The organism is Nocardiopsis sp. JB363 (genome assembly GCF_900143625.1).
In the GTDB taxonomy this organism is placed as follows: Bacteria; Actinomycetota; Actinomycetes; order Streptosporangiales; family Streptosporangiaceae; genus Nocardiopsis.
The window spans coordinates 23,055-42,395 of the sequence record NZ_FRFF01000100.1 but is presented as its reverse complement, the minus strand read 5'-3'; the positions used below and the strand labels follow the sequence as shown (position 1 = coordinate 42,395).

Sequence of the window (19,341 nt, the reverse complement as noted above, 5' to 3'; positions counted from 1 at the left end):
CCGGTCGGAAGGAAGCCCTGCCGGACACCACCTGGGAAGAAGTACACGATGAAGGTCATCAAGCAGGTCGCCGACTTCGTCGGCAAGTGGTTCGCGGTCCTGGTCCTCCTGGGAGCCGTGGTGGGTCTGGCCGCCCCGGCCCAGGCCTCCCTCATCGCGCCGCACGTGTCCCTGCTGCTCGGCGTCATCATGTTCGGCATGGGCCTGACGATGCGCCCGGCCGACTTCGCCATCGTCGCCAAACACCCCCGGGCCGTCGTGCTCGGCGTGGCCGCCCAGTTCACGGTCATGCCGCTGCTGGGATGGGGCATCGCCCACCTGCTGAACCTTCCGCCACTGCTGGTGGTCGGCATGATCCTGGTCGGAGCGTCCCCCGGCGGGACCGCCTCCAACGTCATCGTCTACCTGGCCCGGGGCAACGTCGCCCTGTCGGTGGCGATGACGTCGATCTCCACCATGCTCGCGCCGTTCGTCACCCCGCTCCTGGTCCTGGGCCTGGCCGGATCCACCCTGGACGTGTCGATCGCCGACATGTTCGTCTCGATCCTCCAGGTCGTCCTGCTCCCGGTGGTGGGCGGACTGCTACTGCGCACCTTCGCCGACCGCGCCGTGTCCAAGGTCCTGCCCCTCATGCCGCTGGTGTCGGTCACCGGCATCGTGCTGGTCGTCGCGGGCATCGTGGCCGCCAACGCCGACGCCGTCCTGAGCACCGGACTCCTCCTGGGCCTGGCGGTCATCCTGCACAACACCCTGGGTCTGGGACTGGGCTACCTCGTGGGCGTGGTCGGTAAGCTGCCCGACACCTCCCGCCGCGCCCTGAGCATCGAGGTCGGCATGCAGAACTCCGGGCTCGCCGCGACCCTGGGCACCACCCACTTCGAGCCGCTCGCCGCCCTGCCGGGCGCCCTGTTCTCGGTCTGGCACAACCTGTCCGGCGCGCTGGTGGCCACCTACTGGGCGCGCAAGGCCCCCAAGGACGCGGAGACCCCCGAGAACGCAGAGAACGCCGAGGACCGGGCCGACCCCGAACACACCTGACCTCGGGGCTTGCCCGATCTCGGGTACCCATGCCAGGCTCTGGCTCCGACATCCCCCGACCCGGAACGGAAAAACCACAGGTGGGCAAGAAGAAGAGCAAGCGCAGGCCCGGCAAGGGCCGCACCGACATCCACCGCGGACCCACCCGTGACCCGGGCGCCACGGGAAACGTGGGCTGCTACTTCATCTTCGCCGCGATGCTGGTCATCGGCCTGATCGTGGTGGTCATGGAGATCTTCGCCTGAAGCAGGGGCCCTACCCCCGCGCCTCCCACGACACACGCCCGACCCCTGACCTCAACCGGACACGGGGCGATCACCCGAAGCAGCCGTGCGCTCACCTTCGCCCTGCCAGTCTGGGCGCATGTTCGAGCGATTCCGTCTGGTCGCCCCGTGCTCCGGGCTCCTGCTGTTCACGTTGCTGTCCACCCCCGTCGCGTTGGTCGAACGCACGGTCACCTGGGCGACCCTCCCGGCCCCGCCACAGCTCACCGTCCCGGTGACCTGCCCGGGCGTCCACCCTCGTATCCCTCGCCCACGCAAGCCCCCGTACTGCCGCCACCACTGAACCCGGGAGCCGTCATGAAACCCAGAAGACCCATGCCCACCTGACCTCGGAGCCAGGAGTCAGGTGGGCCCGGACAGCCCGCTGACCCCCGTCAGTGACTGACGGGGGTGCCAACTCGGGAGTCTGCCGGAGACACTCGGGGCTCTACGGACCGGATCGGCCCCGCCGCGATCGGGGCCAGTGGGGCCCCCGAACCCCGGGAGCCCCACACGTCCCGTCCCCCATTGGCTCACCAGGAAGGGGCGGGAACTCCCCCGAGAATCGCAAGCAACCCACGAGACCGGTATCCCAAGGGTTTAGGACAGGAAACTTCCAAAAACCCAGAACCCACGCCTGAACTGCGAAAACATGTCCCGGGCCCGCGTCTCGACGCGGGCCCTCACCCGCCCGACAACGGCTCCGGTACCTCCACGCCGCTCATCCACCGCGCCAGGGCGTCCCGATCCACCAAGACCATGTGGCCCTCGCCCTGCGCCGCGGCGGCCCGGGTGAACCCGGACGAGGACACGAAGATCCCCGCATAGCCCTCGTAGCCGCTGTGCAGCACGCCGATGAACGCGCGCACGTCGTTGGGCGGCACCGGATGGTTCCACCGCTTGCACTGCACCACGACCTCCCGCCCGTCCGGAGCACGTCCCAGGACGTCCGCACCGCCGTCGTCGGCGCCGCCCACCACGGTCACCGCCGTGTAGTCGTTCACCCGCATCAGCATGGCGACGTGTTCCTCGAACTCCACGCCCGTCATCAGGTCGACCTCGGACAGGTCGACCTTTGCGAGCGCCCCCTGTTCCCGGGCTCGGAGCCACCGCCGGCGTGCCCACCACACCAGGAACGCGCCCACCAACGCGCCCGCCGGCCACAACACCGGTTGCTCCGCGCTCTGGACCACCCACGTGCCCACCATCAGCGCCACGATCAGGGCCAGGATCACCGCGTACCGGTGGCGCCAGACCAGTCGCCACTCCCGGGTACCGCGGTGCGCCTTCGTCTCGTCGTCTGGGGAGATGTCCGTCATGGAGGGCACCTTCCCGCTGTTCGGTGAACGTCACGGTCCACCCACGACCGTCGCTGTGGCCCTCACCACCCCTCACCCCGAAAACCCTTGCCCTATATGGTCGCAATAAGGCTTGATGTCCTTTTCATTAGACGAGGGAGGCCGATCCATGAGCGACCACCGCCGGATCCTGGACCGTGTGTACGCCCTGAAGAGCCCCGAAGAGGCCGAGAGCGCCTACGACGAGTGGGCCGCCACCTACGAGCACGACACCACCGAGGGCATGGGTTACGCCGCGCCCACCCACGCCGCCCAGCGCCTGAGCGCCCTGCTCGCCGACCGACCCGAGGCCGAGATCCTCGACGCCGGCTGCGGCACCGGCCTGGTCGGCGCCGCCCTGTCCGGTCACGGATTCGAGGTCATCGACGGCTTCGACCTGTCCACCGCCATGCTCGACGAGGCCCGTGCCAAGGGCCTCTACCGCGACCTCGCCAAGGCCGACCTGACCCGGCGCCTGCCCGCCGAGGACGAGGCCTACGACGCGGTCATCTGCGTGGGCACCCTCACCGAAGGACACGTGGGCCCCGAGGCCTTCGACGAACTCGTGCGCGTGGCCCGCCCGGGCGCGCCCATCGTCGTCACCGTCCTGGACCGCATCTGGGAACCCTCCGGCTACAAGGCCAAGGTCCAGGCCCTCGAAAAGGCCGGCCTGGTGCACCTGGAGGAGTCCACCCCGAAGAGCGTCTACCACGTCAAGGAGAACATCACCTGCAACCTGGTGGTCCTCCGCACCCGCTGACCCCCACGCCCCGCCACTCACAGATGGAGGGGTTCCACTCCCGTGTTCGGCGACTCTCTGCCAACATGCGTGGAGTGGAACCCCGACTCCGAACCATGCGGGCTCTCGTCGACGCCAAGGACGCGCGAGCCGTGGACACCCTGGTACGAGGTAGAGCGGTCACCGCGGTGTACCGCCCCGTGCAAGCGCAGCGTCGCCTCCGCGAGGGTGGCCGAACGCTCGGCTCACGCCTGGGCGTCTATCAGCTGCTCCAGACACTGCCCTTGGGCGAGTGGGTCCCACTGGAAGGGCTGACCGAGCGGGAGCGGTGCATCCTTCCGGCGCTACCCACGTGGACCAGGAGACGCCGAAGCGGACGAGTGCTGCGATTGGCGGACGCGCCGGTGCGCTTGGAAGCGCTTCTCACCCGGGCGGACACCTGGGTCGAAGCACTCGATGGGGCCTGCGCTCTCAGCCGTGTCGCACCACGCATGGCGGTGTGCCCACCTTTGCTCAAGGACCGGGACCGGGCGTGTTGGGAGGCGGACTTCTACGGAGTGGGGCTCGCCGAATGCCACGGCGAGGACGTGCGGGTCTTGGTGAACGCCCCCACCGACGTCCCCGAAACCGTGGCGGCGCTCCACTGGCGCCTGGCCGAACACGTCCATCGGGTCGTGGTCGAACACGAAACCTCATCCGACCCCGTCACCCCAGTACCGCAGTGACGGAGGGGCCTTGAACACGTTCTCCCTGGGCGAGATCGCTCGGTTGTGCCACTCGTATTCGTTGTAGGCCCGCTTGCACATGCCCCGCCACCGTGCCTTCATACGGTCGGAAGAGGCTTCCGAACGTAACTCACGCCACCAACGCGACCAGATCGCCATGTTGTGCGCGTGGGCGTCCCGAGTGTCGGCCGAGTCCTGGAAGTGGGTGGGAAACCTTCCCTCCTCGCCACGGCCACGGGTCTCTCCCCATTCGGCGCAGGGATCACAGAGGCAATATCGGGAATCCCGCAGATGCTCCGCGAGGGTGGAACCACGGAAGTAATCCATCAGCTCGGGCAGGATGAGGTTGGGACTGGGGTCCGAGCCCGGTGGCCCGCCCCGCCGTCCCGGCGGGGTCGTGTGGCGCACCGAGGCGGTGTCACCGATGGAGGCGAACGCGGCACCGTGCACCATCGCGTCCAACGCGGCCAGGTCGGTCCTGAGCAGCGCCGTCCCAGGACAGGCATCGATGACCCCTCGCAACGCCTGAGCCCGGCACCTGGACTTCACCGGGTTCCCTTCCGCCCCGAGGATCAGCGCCGTGGGAACGCGGCGCACTCGTCGAAGACAGGAGACGAGGTGCTCTCTCCGGTCGGTGAGCCACCCGGCGTCTACCGGCACCGCGAAGACCACGTTCGACAGGTCCACCGTGTTCACCTGCCGGACGGCCTCCTGCAGGGCTCGGGTGCCTTCTGCGTCACACCTCAGATAGCGAGTGGGCGTCAGAACCAGATCGCCGGGTCCGGACACCAGGGTCTCCAAGGTCGCCCCGAGGCCCGTCCGCCACGTGTCCAGGTACTGCTGTGATTCGAGGGCGAACGGTTCTTTGGCGGTGGCGTAGGAACTCTCATAGGCCGAGGGATCCAGAACCACGGGAGGCCTATCGCCGCTGGCCGAAACGAATTCCTGTGCGTTTTCGCGTGCGCGCTTTCCGGAGAACACGACGCCACCGCCATCGGCTCGAATTCTCGCCCATGGAGCACGTTTGACGTCCCTGACATGAAGCAGGATTCTGCCGCGCACCGAAGCGAGCGGATCGTAGGGGGCGTGTTCGGCGGACGGGGACGGCCCTGGGGATAGGGACACCGCTGCACCTCGTGGGTTCGCGCCAGCGTTCGCGTGCCTTTTTCCCTTCCGGTGCTCGGAGAAAACACCTCATGTCCGCTAACGGTCACGATCCCTCTTGTGTGTCGTGGTTCTTGTGACTGTTGCGGCCCATGAACGACAAGGGGAGAAAGGGAACATCGACTTCCCGAAAGTCGAGGGTCGTCGAAGTCGGTCCACCGACTCCGACGACCCTCCCCCATGAGTTGGTCTGCGTTACGCCTGACCCCGGATCTTCTTGCCGGGGATGGTGTGGGGGTAGAGGATCGCGTCGGCGACCCGGCCACCGGAGTCCTTCACCCCACCGGCGAAACTGATGCCGTCGTCAACGCCTACCGCCCTGCCTGAGATGCCGCCCCAGTAGGAAGCCCTCCGCTCCCACTTGATCCCGACGAGGAGATCGCGGAAGGTCTCGGGAGTGACCTTGTCGCCGTCGGCCCATGGCATGGCCTGATGGCCGGCGATGCCCAGACCCGCGAGTACGGCCGGGGTGGAGACCGCGGATCGAGAGGCGAAGTGCGGGAACAGGTCGTTGATCGTCGATCCCACCAGTTCGACGACGGTGTCACGAGCCTCGTCCGGCTTCACGCCTTCGGGGAGATCACTCTCGTCTACACTGCTGGACGTCAACTGGATACCGCCGCGTCCGAAGAGCACGGTGACCACCAAGGCACGAAGCCCGGACAGGGTGATGACCTCGGGATCGTTCTTGCCGAGCTGACGCTTACGGGCCTGCACCAGCTTGGAGAACTCCACGAGTTCTCCCTGGTGCTCGACGATGAGTTCCTTGGCCACGCTGTGGGCGAGCTGGGTGCCGAAGTCCCGCTGATCCATGCTCATGGCGAGGTTCTTGGCGACGGGAACGCCCTGCACGTTGCGGTCGTAGAAGATCTGACGTGCGTCCTCCACCGACAGGCCCCAGTACAGCTCGAAGGGTACGAGGAACCCGCGGAGCTTCGCGTACGTGAGCCCGTAGGCCTCGGGGTCGTCGTAGAGCTCGTGCAGCGCGGTCACCTGGGTCTCCCCATCGATCGCGATGACGGGGGTGCCGCTGATGATGGTGATGTTCTGGATGCCGGTACCTTCGACGAGCTCACGCCCCTCGGGAATGACGGCGTCACCCTCGTCGTCGGACGGGATCCACAGGGTGACCGGGGGTGTGGACCAGCCGTTGCCGTACTCGCCCTTGATCCCGGCGGCGATGTACTCCGCGTATTCGGGAACGTTCTTGCCCTTGTTGGTGGACTTGATCATGCGCTGGACGAGGGCACGGACCTCCGCGTGCCGGCGAGTGGCCCCGCTCTGATACTTCAGGGCTCGGGGGTCTTCGCCGAGCTTGGGTGAGTGGGCCATCTGAAGCAGCGTGGCCAGACCGATGGTGCCCACCACCGCTGTCTGGCGAAAGGGCATGACGGGCAGAGTGATTCCCTCGGCCCTGGCGGTCGGCATGAACATGGACATGGGGGTCCCCTTTCTGGGGGTCGAGTCTGAGGACGAGTCGCCCTCGGTGATCGTCATCGACCGCACTCGACACCGGTTCCCGCAGCCTCGATGAAAGTGGGTTCGGCAAGGGCTCTTCGGTGTCGTTTCGTGCCGTGGTCGAAAAGGGAGAAAGCTCAGGGCTCGGGCCGAGGCCTTCCCAAGGTTCCGCTCGGCTGCGCCCCGTCGCCTCTACCGATACCGACTCCGGAATTCAAGGGTGTCGGGGGGTGGGTTCGCCCTGAGAGGAGCGGAAACGGTGTCGATCCGGGCCCGGAGATGAGACTGGGGCACGCCGGGCGTGGATATGGCCTGGACTCCATGGATGCGTCGTCGGATGGAGCGAAGATACCGATGTCATCAACATAGGCGCCAGGTGAAAACATTGTCAACCTGAAAAAATTTGTGTGTACTGTTCACGGCTAGGGGAGGTTTCGATGGCGGAGAATACGAGTATCACCGCAGCCGACATCATGTATCGCGCAGGTTGGTCGGACCACGGTCAGGAACCGTCACAGACACCAAGGGAACTTTCCGGACCCTGCGGGGGCAGCGGAAACCGGGCACTGTTCGACCTGGCCCAGGGCGAACGGTGGCTCGCGGACAGTGACCGCATGCTCGCACGTGTGCCTCGCGAATAATTTCGGGAGCGGATCCGGGTGATACCCGCCTATGTGGCTTGGTCACCGGATACCCCGGTACGGAGCGATGTTCATGGAGCCGGCTGACCGGATCGCCACGCCCCGGGGGGACCTCAGCGGGTAGGTGACCCTCCCGTTGTCTCAGGCGTCCAGGAAGGGGTGCCCGAACTGCTCCAGGCGGGTCCGGGCCCGCCCCAGCTCCTCCTCGGTGAACAACGGCGCGAACTCCGGACGCAACACCACCGCCTCCACCGTCAGGTCCAACCGGCCCCGCTCCCACAGGTTCGCGAACCCGTCCGAGACCGCGGGGGCGTTGAGCAGCTTGCGTGCCGTGCCCAGTGGTCCCAGCTCGGAGATCATGCCCAGGAAGAACGAGGCGGTGTAGTCGGCCTCCGCCTTGGCCCGCTCGTACACGCTCAGCATCGCCCGACCGAAGTCGGCAGTCTCGGGTGCCTCACTCGACACCTCCTCCGGTTCCTCGTGTTCCGGCGCCCCCGCGGCCACCTGTCCCAACCGGTCGACGAACCCCAGCAGCGAGTCCACCGACGTGAACACCTCATAGCCCAACTCCTGAAGCCGAGGCAGGTCGGCCTGGTCGGGGTCCAGCTCCAGGACCACGGGCTTGCCCAGGCCGTGTTGGAGCCCGTCCGGCCAGAACGCCTCCGCCTCCGCGATCACCCGACCCCGTTCCGGGTCGTTGATCTCGGCGTCCAGTTCAGGTTTGGCGTATCCCAGACGCAGCAGCTCGTCCACCATCTCCTGGACCTGCACCGAACGCGCGTCGTCGGGTTCACCGGACAGGACCGTCACCGGACGGAGCGTCTCCTCCACGGCGCTCTCGGCGCCCGAGGCCAGCCCGTTGAGGAAGTTCTCGGCGGCCTCGGCGAGCAGCTCCCGACGGGCGGCGAGGAAGTCCGGGTAGTTCTCCACCTTCCACAGGTCCGGGTCGGTGGGGATCCACTGGGAGGCGAGCGTCCCCGGGTGGCGTTCCTCCACCTCGGGGAAGTACTCCTGCGGGGTGCGGTCGGAGACCTCCAGGTTGCTCTGCTGGGTCAGGAAGCAGAAGTTCGCGATCGCGTTCACCCGCCGGCTCTCGTACCTGTTGCGCAGCGCCTTCTTGGGGAAGATGTGGTGCACCTGGAGGGAGGACAGGCGCCCCAGGGACTCGGCCTTCAGTTCCAGTCCGCTGCCGAAGTCCCGGGCTCCGTGCACTCGGGTGAGCATGTACAGCAGGGGGTAGAACCGGGCCCCCTTGGTGGCGCCCTCGAAGTCGTGGGGCCGGATCTCCAGACTGCCGCCCCGCCAACGGGTCAGGCGCTGGATCGCGCCCTCCACACCGGATTCGGTGACGGCGTCGTAGTCCAGCTGTAGGAACGTCTCGGTGGACCCGGCGTAGCGGCCCCACAGGGCGCTGTGCACGTACCAGTACAGGACGCGGTCCCGGTGTCGGGCGTCGTCGAAACGGCCCCCGTTCAGGTCCAACAACCGGGAGACCACCGGAAGCGCGTACCGTCCCATCAACACCCGGTCGTGGTCCAGACCCAGGCGTCCCGAGACGGCGTCCAGGAACGTGCCCACGTGGTCCACCGACGCTTCCAGGGATCGCTGGAAGGCGGGAGCGTCGACCTTGTCCAACGCGGTGAACAGGGCCCGGCCGGTGGCGACGGCGGTGGCGTTGCGCAGCAGCCAGTCCAGGCTGAAGGAGAAACCGGAGCCCTCCCAACGCTCCAACGCCGTCCGCATGGACGAACGCGCCTGCGGCCACTGGGCGCACAGCTTGGCCAGTGCCAGGTCGCCCTTGGACAGCTTCGTGCCGCCGGAGTTGACCCGGTTGAAGATGTCCACGACCTCGTCGACGGTGCGGTCCGCCCCGGTGATCTCCTCTTGGGGGAAGTTCTTGTCGACGATCTGGTGGAGCCGGTTGAGCCGGGTCAGGTACAGGTTGGCCCGGGCCGGGTCGTCGGCGAACCGGGTCAGGTAGGGGACCGGGCCCTGGCGGAACAGTTCGGTGACGTCCACCCAGTGCGGGTTGTCGCTCATCTTCAACGGGCGGTGGAACTCGAACACCTCGGTGTCCACGTTGAACTGCAACCCGGTGAACGCCTTCTCGTCCCCCTCGAAGAACGCCGGCGCCCGGCCGCGGATCACCCCGTACAGGGAGGAGATGCGTTGCTGGCCGTCCAGAAGCAGCAGGTGGGTGCCGCTGCCCGCGTTGCCGCCGCGCACCGCCATCTCCTCGGCGGTGGTCTCCCACAGCAGCAGACTGCCCACCGGGTGGCCCAGGTACATCGACCGCATCAGGCCGCGCACCTGGTCTCGGTTCCACACGTATCCGCGCTGGAACTCCGGCAACAGGACCGTTCCGGCGTCGATCTGGTCGAGGATCATGGACAGTTTCGCCATGGGTCCGTCCTTCTGCTCGGGGGATCTTCGTCGGGGGAGAGGAGGGGTCAGCGGCCTTGGAGCGCTTCGATGAACGGACTGGGCCGGCCGTGCCAGCTCACGCTGAGTTGTTCACGTGCACGTGTACAGGCCACGAAGAGCAGACTGCGTTCACGGAGCAGGTCGCGAGCGTGCGCGCCGGGGTCCTCCTCCTCGGGGGTCACGCTCCGCGGGGCCGGTAGCTGAGCCTCTCCGGCGGCGACCACGGCCAGGCAACGGAACTCCAGCCCCTTCATCCGGTGCATGGTGCCCACCAGGACCGCCCCGCCCGGCCCCTCACCTTCCTCCAACAGGTGGGATCGCAGCCCGGACTCCTCGATGGCCAGGGCCGCCTCACGGGCCAGACGCCGGGAGCGGGCCGCCACCCCGATCTCCTCGGGAAGGACCCCGGAATCGGTCCAGCCACGCACGGTCGAGGCCATATGGGCGAGTTCGGCGCCCCAGGTGGCCAGCCCCTTCATCTCGGGCGGCAGTCCGTGCATCTCCGAACGGCAGCCGGTGACGTGGTCGGAGCCGCCCTCCAGGTCGTCGAAGCTTTGACCATGGACCAGCCCCAGACTCCAGCCGAGGATCTCGGCGGTGGTCCGGTAGTTGATCCGCAGTTTCGAGGACCGGCCGCGCACGTCCACGCCCACGTCGGAGAGCACCACCTGCGGGCCGTAGACGCGTTGGTGGGCGTCGGCGGTCACGAACAGGTCGTCGGATCCCTCGGCCACCGCGGCGCGCAGCAGCCGCCACTGTCCCGGGTACAGGTCCTGGGCCTCGTCCACCACCACGTGGCGATAGGGCTTGTCGGCGTCCGGCAGTCGCGCCAGCAGGCGTGCGGCCTCCTCGCACACCGTCTCGTGGGTCCACAGACCACGCTCGGTGATTTCGCGCTGGAACGCCCACATCACCTGCCAGACCACCGCCTTGCGCGCGGGGGACAGACCGCGACCCCGCCCCGTGCGCTTGGCCGCCAGGTAGGCGTCGGCCGACTCCACCCGACGCGCCAGCACCACCTGCCGCCACTCCTGGGACAGGAACGTGGGGGACAGATCCGAAGCTCCGAGTTCCTTGGCCAGACGCTCCCACAGTTCCTGTTCCCGGTTGCCCGTCAGCAGGTTCGGCCGGCCGTGGGGCTCACGGAACACACGGTGGGCGAATCGGTCGATGTTCTCGACCCGGACCCGGCCGGCGGACAGCGGGTCGCCCGCGTGTTCGGCGAGCAGGGTCAGGTTCTGTTCCAGGGACTGCGCCAGCGTCGAGGTGAACGTGGTCAGTAGCACCGCCCCCCGACCACGTCCGGCCAGCCGGTGGGCGCGGTGCAGGGCGACCACGGTCTTTCCGGTGCCGGGGCCGCCGCTGACCCGGGCGGAACCGCGGTATACGGCTTCCACCACCTGTCGCTGGGCCGGATGCAGGTAGATGCGCCACAGGTCGAAGGGGTGGGCGAGCACCGCCATGAGCTCGTCGGGCCCCTCCACGAGCAGGACCCGGTCGGAGCTGCGACGCACCGCGCTGTCCAGGTCCTCGGGGTCGATCTCCTCGGTGATCTGGGAACCCAGTTCGTCCCATACCTCCTCGGGGCTCATCCCGGAGGCCAGTCCGCACAGCACGGTCCACTGCACCGGGGGCATCAGCCCTTGGGCGGCGTCGAGCTGTTCGGTGTCGGTGAGCGCCCGCGCGAAGGTCCGGGTCTGCTCGTCCACGCCCAGGCGTGTGAGGTCGGCGTCGCCCACGTGTTCGAACAGTCGGGCGGGTGCCTTCTGCGCCATCTGTTCGAGGAACGGGAGGCTGGTGCTCATCGCCTCCACGTCGCGGATCTCGATACCGCCGGTGGCCAGGTTGACCGACGCGGTGCGGCGCTTGGCCCATGCGTAGGCCTCGTCGTGGGGCAGCACCCGCAGCAGTGTGTAGGTGTCACCTCGGGTGGGGGCGAGCACGATGCCGCGCCAGAACTGGTCGATGCGGATGCTCCGGAACCGGTCGTCCCGCGCCTTGGCGATCTTCTCCAGGTGCACGCCGGTGTGGGTGGCCTGTTCGAACTTGGCGAAGACCTCGGTGACGCGGTTCTGCACGGGCTTGTGGAGCTTGGCGAATTCCTGCAGGAAGTCCCTGTGGACGGCGAGCTGGGCCACGGCGCTCGATTTTCGTTCTCGGGGGAAGACCGGTCGGTCGTGTGCGGCCAACCTACCCGGGCGGCCGGTTCTTCGCATGCCCTCGACGAAAATCAGGTCACCAGTCACATGAGCCACTCTGTGAACTTTGTGGGTTGACTATGTTCACAGGCATTGAGACAGTGTTTTAACCGGAACAGGGTTCTCTAGATGGGGAGTGAGATGGACTCCACGGACGCGCCGGCGCCCTGGCGCCCCTACGAGGACGACCCCCTCTTCACCCCACAGCTGCTCCAAGGACCGGAGGCGATGCCGGACGAGAACCGGCTCCTGGGCTACCTCGACGCGCTCGTCGCCCGTCGGGGCACCGTGCACACCACCGTCGCCTTCAACGCCGTGTACTTCGGTTACGACCTCGACTTCGGTGGATACGCGGGAGGACCGGTCGACTTCGACGCCTTCCCCCACCTGTCGACGCAGGAGACCGCGGACCCCCTCCCCGTGGGCGCGATGGTCTCGATCGAGACGGGGAACGATCCCCTGTACGCGGAGATCGTCCACCGGGAGAGCCGCATCGACCCCCGACCTGCCCAGGACATCGACTCCGGATACGCCGAACGCCTGGTGTTCGACGTGGACGCCTTCAGCCCCGGAACCGTCGTCAGTGACGCCCGATTCGACCGACTGCGGGCGCACCGCCGCTGGATCGACCCCCTGGGCCATCTGCACCACCGGGTCCGCGGCACCGCACACGCGCACCGACGCATCGGTGAACACGAGCGTTTCGTCCGCTACCTCCTCGGCCCCGGACGTTCCCAACTCATGGCCGGACCGTTGCCGCTCCTGCTTCGAGACGAGGCCGGACCGCCACAGATGGCCGCGGCGTTGCGCGCGGCACTGAACACCATCGACCGGGCCCTGTCCCTCCTTCCCTCGCTTGGCCGCCGGAATGGCTACGCCTTCCACCGCCGAGGGCTCGCCCACCGCATGGAACGTGACGGTCCCCTCGGCGGACCCGACCTGGACTGGTTGGTGCGCAGCGTGGTCCGCCCCGCGCCCGACCGCGCCGGCCGCCCACGCGAACGCGTCACCGAGGTGGGGGCCTTCCTGCGAGCCCTGTCCGGAAGCGAACACGAACTCACCGGCACGGGCTACCTCGACGCCATCGTCCACGCCAACACCCTCGTCGATGACCACGTGAACGAACACGGCGATGGGGGAGCGCTGCCCAACGGCATGCGGATCCACCTGGCCGACCCCCACCACGAGGGCGGTCGGTGGATCGCCTGCCCCCACGCGGACCGCTCCGACACACCCGCCACCACCGAACCCGAGGAGCGACGCCCCGAACCCCTGACCCCCTGGGAGTACCTCGTCGAATACGAGGTCGCCCCCTTCCTGCGTCGATTGCCCCGAGGTCAACGCGCCGGCGTCGGCGCCCGCGTCGAGTACCACCGACTCCTGTCCCGGTTCGGGATCAGGGGCGACCTACCCGACGGCTTCACCCTCGTCCGTGGTCACAGCAGGACCCGAGGAGGGGCCACCGGCCGTGACCGGCGCCCCCTCGTCACCGAAGAGAAGCGGAGCACCCCGTGACCAAGCCCCACCCTCCCCAACGTCCGCACTGCTTCAACGAGCGTTTCCGACCCGTTCGCAAGGAACTCGGCCACACCGCGCCCGAGAGCGCGTTCCCCGCCCTGGACCGGTTCGCCGACGCGCTCAACGCGCTGCCCGGAGCACGGACCGGGGCCCTGGCCCACCTGACCGAACAGGACGTCTGGAACCTGCTCACCCCCGCCCCCACCCGGGTGCGCGGCCAGGCCCTGCGCTTCCTCGGACTACGTCTGACCCCGCGCACCATCTCCCGGGCCCTGTGCCGTGATGTCCTCAACCGCCTGGGCAACGCCGGCTCGGGCGATGCCGGTCATTTCACCGGGATGCTCGCACTACCGGTGGTCGACGCCCTCCTGCACGCGATCGCCGATCCGCAGAGCCCTCCGCCCCACTGGTCGCCCACCCTGCTCGCCGCGATCATGTGGAACTCCCTGTCCGCCGGAGCGGAGGGCGCGCGGGTCCTCACCTGGGCCGCCGAACAGCACTGGTGGCCCGGCATCGAGGCCGAGGAGGAGACCCTGACCGAGGTGCTCGTCGCGGCCGGCGCCGTCACCGAGGCAACGCCCGAATTCGTTCACCGGACCCACCGGGTTCCGGAACCACCGAACACCGAGCCAGCGGAGGACCCCACCGCCATGACAACCGAACCCTGGGCCGTCGAATCCGAACCCACGCTCCCGGAGAAACCAGGCGTCACGTCCGAGGAGATCCGACGGGGCAGGGCCGAACTGGACCTGCGCCGCACCCGGGCCCAACGGGCGATCACCGCCCTGAACGAGTCCCTCACCGAGGGCGCCCGGTTGGACGAGACCGAACTCGCGGCCCTGCCGGCCTACGACACCGATCTCCGTACCTGGGCCCATCGCCTGGCACTGGACCCCGCTGCCACTCGGCTCGCGGACCTCGACGCCGCCCTGGAACGGAGCGAGGAACACGAGCGGGCCGACGCTCGGATCCTCTTGTTGCTGGACCTGGCCGACCTGCCCCGCACTTCCGAGGAACAGCTCGCCACGCTGCGGGAGCTGGTCGAGCACGCACGCCAGGAACAAGGTACCCCGCTTCGCGCGGCCCTCATGGACCTGGTGGAACTGGTCGAACTCTCCACGGCCGAACCGGACCTGCTTCGCATGCAGGCCTTGCAGACTGCCATCGTGCCGGCCCTGCCCGAGGAGCTCGGCGGTCTACCCCTGGCCGTCATCATGCGCTCCCAAATGGCCGGCCGGCCCCCCGAGAGCCCCATCGAAACCGCGCCCGCCGAAGACACGGTCCCTCCGCGAGCCTCCTCGGACCGGGCCGCCGCCCAGGAACCCGGAACCGAATCACCCAAGGCGCCCACGGCGCCGGAACCGGAAACCACCGTCCCCGAGCCCGAACACCACGAGGCTCCCGAGGCCGACGACTCCATCCACGACCCGGCCGAGGCCGCCCTCCAGCGGCTCGTGGCCGAACGTCGCTTCACGCTGGCCACCGCCTTGGCCCAAGCCTCCGACGCACCGAAGCAACGCGTCGGAGCACTGCGTCTCGCCGCCCTCACCGAACACGTGCGCGGCCCCAACGGCCCCTGCGCCGCCCGTCTGCGCAACGAGCTGGTCGACCTCGACCCCCAGCGGCTCACCGAGGACACCCCCTCCCTGCTCCTGGCCACCCCGGCCCTGCTGCGCACCGCACTGATCACCGGGGAGTCCACCGCCGGAGCCCTCCTGGACCGTGTCGCCCCACACCTGGAGAGTCACCTGGCCGCCATCGCGCAGGCCATCGGCCAGCGCGCACTCAAAGGGCTGCTGGTGGGAAACCCGCTGGGCACCACCCTGGCCGACCCCGGGCAGCTGAAGGCACGACTCGACCGTGCCCGTACCGAAGCGGCGCAACGCCTGGAGACCCCGCGCAACCTCCGCTCCCACCGGGCCACCAAGCTTGCGCAGACCTGGTTCGCCGAACAGGGCCCGGTCGGCTCGCTCCTCAAGGCCATCGCCGCCGACGACCGTGCCCGCCGCGCCGAGGTCGCCGAACGGCTGGCCACCCTCACCCGCAGGGAGAACCTCGACAAGGAGATCGACCGGGCCGACACCGCCATGCGCGGCTCCTCCAACCGGGCACTGCAAGGCGCCGCGCGCAACAACCTGGTCTCACTCGTGGAGTCCACGTTGGCGGTCGTCTCCGAATGGCTCGACGCCGTATCCGCCCTCGAAGAGGGGGACGGCCGAGGTCGGGTGTGGGCCGCCGAGGATCTGACCGACATGCGCCAGACCGTGCTGCGCCACCTGCCCCAGGCCCGTACCGCCCTGGCCGCGAATTCCTCGCCCGTGACCCTGGTCGGGGCCGCCCACACCGCGGCCGCCCGTGCCCTGGACGAGATCGGCCGCCTGTTCGAGGAAGGCGTGCCCACCGGCCAGGCCGAACCCCTGCCCGACCACGCCCTCACCGTCGAACTCCTCAAGGTCGCCCACGCCACCGTCGATCCGATCACCGGCCGGGTGAGCCCACCGGCGAAGACCGGCCCGGACGACCTCGCCGCGGCCGCCGAACTCGACTGGCCCCGGGCACTCGACGTCCAGATCCGCGCCGAGCGTTACCCCACCGCCCGGCACCTGGTCGACCTCGCCGAGACCGGAGTCCTGGTCCCCGCCGGCGACCCGTTGCCGGAGAACACTCGGAGCCGCATCGACGCCGCCGAACGCCGCAGCCGCGACGAACTCACCCACGCACGCGACGAACTCCTCACCACCCTTCGCCGAGCCCGCCTGCAACAGGAGATCAGCGAGGAGCAGGACGGCGATCTCAGTGCTCTCCTCGATGTGGGACCCCTACCGGAGAACGCCGACCTGGCGCAGACCCGGGCGAGGATCGACGCAGTGGAGCGGAGCCTGCCCGAGTACCGGCAAGAAGCGGCGTCCCGACTCATCGAGCGACTCGACGCACTGGGTGATCCCTCGGTGCACACCGGCGTGGAAGAGGGACGTATCCGTTCCCTGATCGAGGACGGTCAGTTGCTCACCGCAGAGGAACTCATCTACTCGCGTGAGATCGGCGAACCCGTCCCCGAACCCACGGACGACCACCGCCTCCTCGACTTCTTTCCTCGTGTCCCCGATGGTCTGCCCCGTGGCATCACTCCCGCGCTCGTGAAGACGGCCCGCTCCGGTGGTGCCGTACGGGGTGGCTCGGGTCTGGACTTCGGAGGGCTCCCCAGCGACTCCCGGGACCTCGTCGCCGACGCTCTGGACATCTGGCGTGAGGCCCGGGAGGCCTCGCCCAAGCAGCGAAACCAGATCAGCCGCCGTACTCTGCTCGTACAGTCTCTGCGCTTGGTCGGTTTCGACGTTCTGCCCACGGCCTCCTTCCATGAACTGCGATTGGACAAGGGGCTCGACCGGAGCTACTTCGAGTTCACCAAGGTCGCGTGCACCGGCGCCTCCACCGTTCCCGAGTTCGGCAGCAAGCTGCACGGACGGCTACGCGTGATGGTGTGCTGGGGCCGGCCCCACGCCGACCTCCTGCGCAGTTGGGTGGACAAGGACACCTCTGGCGAATCGCTGGTGGTCGCCTATCTGGGCACCATGCCTGCCGAGGTCCGACGTCGATTCGCCGTGGAAGCGGTACGCAGCAGAACCCCCGTCATTGTGGTCGACGATGCCGCCTTGGCCTACCTGGCCGCCTACGGCAACCGTCAGATCGCCAACGCCCTCGCGGTCCTGCTGCCCTTCGCCGCAGTTCAGCCCTACGTGCGCAAGAAGCGTTCCCTGGTACCTCCAGAGATGTTCTACGGCAGGGAGGCCGAACGGAGTGCCGTGATCGATCCCGAGGACACACAGGTGGTCTTCGGTGGACGTGGGCTGGGTAAATCGGCTCTGCTGCGTTCCGCCAAGAGCCACTTCGAGCGTGTCCCCGATCGGGTGGCCGTACATATCGAGTTGAGCACGGTGGCCATCGGCCAAGGGGCGCAAGGGGCGGACGCGGTCTGGGACGTCCTGCTGCGTGAGCTCCGTGGGGTCGGTGTGGCCCCGCAACCACAGCGCAGGGACAGCGGTAAGGCCTACGACCGGGTCCGGGCGGGCGTGCTGGACTGGCTGACCGTGGACTCTCGGCGCAGGCTCCTGGTCATGCTGGACGAGTCCGATGGATTTTTCGAGGCCGATGCTCCACGGTTCCTGGAGACCAACCGGCTCAAAGAACTCGGTCAGCTCGCCGGAGCTGAGGGCCGGGCCAAGGTCGTCTTCGCCGGCCTGCACTCAGTGCAGCGTTTCGCGAAGCTGTCCAATAACACCTTCAAACACCTGGCCCAGAGCCCGACCATGATCGGTCATCTCCGACCTGGCCACGCCTATGACCTGGTTACCGGTCCGATGGGAGCTCTCGGGTTCCGCTTCGCCGACGAAGAGCTGATTCACCGGATCCTCGGGCACTGTTCCTACCAGCCCTTCTTGTTGCAGATGTTCTGTGATCGGCTGCTCCGCCACATGTATGACCGGCGTCGAACCGGTGTAGGGGAACAGGAACCGCCCTACACCATCACCCGCGCCGATGTGGAGACGGTCGAAGGCGACCCGGAACTGCGGGAGGACATCATCGAGACCTTCCGTGACACCCTCCACTTGGACCCGCGATACAACATCATCGCCTGTGTGCTCGCCCACCACGCCTACGAACAGGGCTTGGACGTGCGTATGAGCGAGATGGAGTTGCGTGAGGAGTGCCTTGCCTACTGGCCCAGGGGTTTTGAGGGGCTCGACTCGGAGGCCTTCCGTGCCTACCTCAAGGAGATGGTGGGACTCGGGTTGCTGGCCGACAACCGTGACCTGCGAGGATGGCGGCTGCGTTCGGCCAACGCGCTGAGAATGATGGGCACCAAGGACGCGGTGATGACGGCCCTCGTGGATGCCGACTCCGAGACGGTTCCCGCGGAATCCATCGCGCTGGCCCTACGACGTCCTCTCGACGACGGACGTCGCGCGCCGCTCACCGCCGCCCAGCTCGACGACCTTCTCGGTGGGCACACCAATCAGGTGCGCTTGGTGCTCGGTTCGGCCGCGATGGGTATCGCCGACGTCACCGAGACGATCAGGGCGGTCCGTGATGAGTTCGGCGGACGTTTCGACCTTCAGGAACCGCAGGACCGTCGCCGCTATGAGGAAGCCCTGCAACAGGGGCGTAAGGGGCAGCGTCGCATCGTCCTGTCCGATCTGTCCCGCGTTACTTCCCGTTCCGATACCTGCCAGGCGAGTCTGGGTGCGGCACTGGAACGCAACCCGCTCGGCCGTGGTGTGACCCGGTCGGTGGTCCTGGTCTCAGACCCCGGCCAGACGAAGTTCTGGGAGACGCTGCTCGCCGACCCCGAACACCGTGGAGTGGGTGTGGTCCGACTTCGCCGTTACGACCGGCTGTCTCTACAGGTCTGGTCCCGGGACACCGGTCTGTTCGGGGTGACCGAACGCCAGGAACTCCTGCTGGAGACCACCGGGGGTTGGCCGATCCTGGTGGACCGCGCCCAGGAACTGGCCGGTCGGTACCAGGAGAAGAAGGCGCTGGAACGACTCACCAAGGAGCTGTCCCAGCCCGGCCGCGCCGCCGAGTTGGTCGACCAGGTCGGCCTGACCGCTCACCGGCCCCTCGCCGCCGCCTTCGACGCCATCGTGGAACTGCTCGACGGGTCGGTCACCCACGGCGACCTGGTCGAGGCGGTCGCGCTCAAGGACGCCCACCCCGACCCCCACACCGCGGTGGAGTGCCTGGACGCGCTGGGCGTGTTCGACCGGGCCGAGGGCGACACCTACCGGGTCGAACCACTCCTGGCCCGCTGCTGGCACCACCGGGACCTGTGACC

At 68.2% G+C, this 19,341-nt stretch carries 12 protein-coding genes; 7 read left to right on the top strand and 5 right to left on the bottom strand.

Features of this window, described 5'->3' with window-relative positions; translation table 11 throughout:
- Positions 1–48: 48 nt before the first annotated feature.
- From BQ8420_RS14710 to BQ8420_RS14705, 3 genes are all read left to right on the top strand, one after another.
- Positions 49–1,038 carry a bile acid:sodium symporter family protein gene (locus tag BQ8420_RS14710; protein ID WP_087099433.1) on the top strand — a complete coding sequence of 330 codons (990 nt, stop codon included), beginning with the start codon at positions 49–51 and terminating at the stop codon, positions 1,036–1,038.
- Positions 1,039–1,118: 80 nt separating this feature from the next.
- Complete coding sequence (locus BQ8420_RS32315; protein ID WP_200815942.1) at positions 1,119–1,283, top strand: hypothetical protein; 165 nt, start codon at positions 1,119–1,121, stop codon at positions 1,281–1,283.
- 118 nt (positions 1,284–1,401) lie between these two features.
- The gene (locus BQ8420_RS14705; RefSeq protein ID WP_087099431.1) at positions 1,402–1,605 is read left to right on the top strand and encodes a hypothetical protein; all 204 of its coding nucleotides are present in this window, start codon (positions 1,402–1,404) and stop codon (positions 1,603–1,605) included.
- 379 nt (positions 1,606–1,984) lie between these two features.
- Here BQ8420_RS14705 and BQ8420_RS14700 read toward each other — a convergent pair whose 3' ends face one another.
- On the bottom strand, positions 1,985–2,620 hold the full coding sequence (locus BQ8420_RS14700) for a restriction endonuclease (protein WP_087099429.1): 636 nt from the start codon (positions 2,618–2,620) through the stop codon (positions 1,985–1,987).
- Between the two features lie 148 nt (positions 2,621–2,768).
- On the opposite strand from BQ8420_RS14700, the gene BQ8420_RS14695 reads away from it, so the two are divergent.
- Positions 2,769–3,398 carry a class I SAM-dependent methyltransferase gene (locus tag BQ8420_RS14695; protein ID WP_087099427.1) on the top strand — a complete coding sequence of 210 codons (630 nt, stop codon included), beginning with the start codon at positions 2,769–2,771 and terminating at the stop codon, positions 3,396–3,398.
- Positions 3,399–3,472: 74 nt separating this feature from the next.
- Positions 3,473–4,102 carry a hypothetical protein gene (locus BQ8420_RS14690; protein ID WP_235006216.1) on the top strand — a complete coding sequence of 210 codons (630 nt, stop codon included), beginning with the start codon at positions 3,473–3,475 and terminating at the stop codon, positions 4,100–4,102.
- On the opposite strand, the gene BQ8420_RS14685 is transcribed toward BQ8420_RS14690, so the two are convergent.
- From BQ8420_RS14685 to BQ8420_RS14670, 4 genes are all read right to left on the bottom strand, one after another.
- A complete protein-coding gene (locus BQ8420_RS14685) occupies positions 4,070–5,014 on the bottom strand; it encodes a hypothetical protein (RefSeq protein WP_087099422.1) in 945 nt (314 codons plus the stop codon). The genes BQ8420_RS14690 and BQ8420_RS14685 overlap by 33 nt on opposite strands.
- A 447-nt stretch (positions 5,015–5,461) precedes the next feature.
- Positions 5,462–6,706, bottom strand: coding sequence for a DNA sulfur modification protein DndB (locus BQ8420_RS14680; protein ID WP_087099446.1), 1,245 nt, complete (start codon positions 6,704–6,706; stop codon positions 5,462–5,464).
- Between the two features lie 800 nt (positions 6,707–7,506).
- Positions 7,507–9,768, bottom strand: a complete 2,262-nt coding sequence (locus BQ8420_RS14675) for a DUF262 domain-containing protein (protein WP_087099420.1) — start codon at positions 9,766–9,768, stop codon at positions 7,507–7,509.
- 47 nt (positions 9,769–9,815) lie between these two features.
- Positions 9,816–11,927, bottom strand: coding sequence for a UvrD-helicase domain-containing protein (locus BQ8420_RS14670; protein WP_087099418.1), 2,112 nt, complete (start codon positions 11,925–11,927; stop codon positions 9,816–9,818).
- Positions 11,928–12,116: 189 nt separating this feature from the next.
- On the opposite strand from BQ8420_RS14670, the gene BQ8420_RS14665 reads away from it, so the two are divergent.
- Positions 12,117–13,502, top strand: coding sequence for a hypothetical protein (locus tag BQ8420_RS14665; protein WP_087099416.1), 1,386 nt, complete (start codon positions 12,117–12,119; stop codon positions 13,500–13,502).
- Positions 13,499–19,339 (top strand): hypothetical protein, encoded by a 5,841-nt coding sequence (locus tag BQ8420_RS14660; protein ID WP_087099414.1) that lies wholly within the window; start codon positions 13,499–13,501, stop codon positions 19,337–19,339. Before BQ8420_RS14665 ends, BQ8420_RS14660 begins: the two co-directional genes overlap by 4 nt.
- The last annotated feature ends 2 nt before the right edge of the window (positions 19,340–19,341 follow it).